The organism is Pseudomonas putida (assembly GCF_028682475.1).
In the GTDB taxonomy this organism is placed as follows: Bacteria; Pseudomonadota; Gammaproteobacteria; order Pseudomonadales; family Pseudomonadaceae; genus Aquipseudomonas; species Aquipseudomonas putida_AG.
This window is the reverse complement of the sequence record NZ_JANHLE010000120.1, coordinates 1-407: the sequence shown is the minus strand read 5'-3', so window position 1 is coordinate 407 and position 407 is coordinate 1. Positions and strand designations below refer to the sequence as shown.

The following is a 407-nucleotide window of genomic DNA, read 5'->3' as shown; positions in this document are numbered from 1 at the left end:
TACCCGCACGCCGGTAAAGTCTGCAAGCACGGCACCGACGAGGTCATCACCACCTTCGAACTGAAGACCCCGGTGCTGCTCGACGAAGTCCGCGCTGGCGGCCGTATCCCGCTGATCGTTGGCCGTGGCCTGACCGACAAGGCCCGCACCGAGCTGGGCCTGCCGGTTTCCGATCTGTTCAAAAAGCCAGAGCAGCCTGCCGACACCGGCAAGGGCTACACCCTGGCACAGAAAATGGTCGGCAAGGCCTGCGGCGTGACTGGCGTTCGTCCAGGCACCTACTGCGAGCCGAAGATGACCACCGTCGGTTCCCAGGACACCACCGGTCCAATGACCCGTGACGAACTGAAAGACCTGGCGTGCCTGGGCTTCTCCGCCGACCTGGTGATGCAGTCGTTCTGCCACAC

The 407-nt window shown here is 63.9% G+C and carries 1 pseudogene; it reads left to right on the top strand.

Going from position 1 to position 407, the window contains the following annotated elements:
- Positions 1-407 (top strand): annotated as a pseudogene (locus tag NPS47_RS25445) (bifunctional aconitate hydratase 2/2-methylisocitrate dehydratase); the annotation flags it as partial.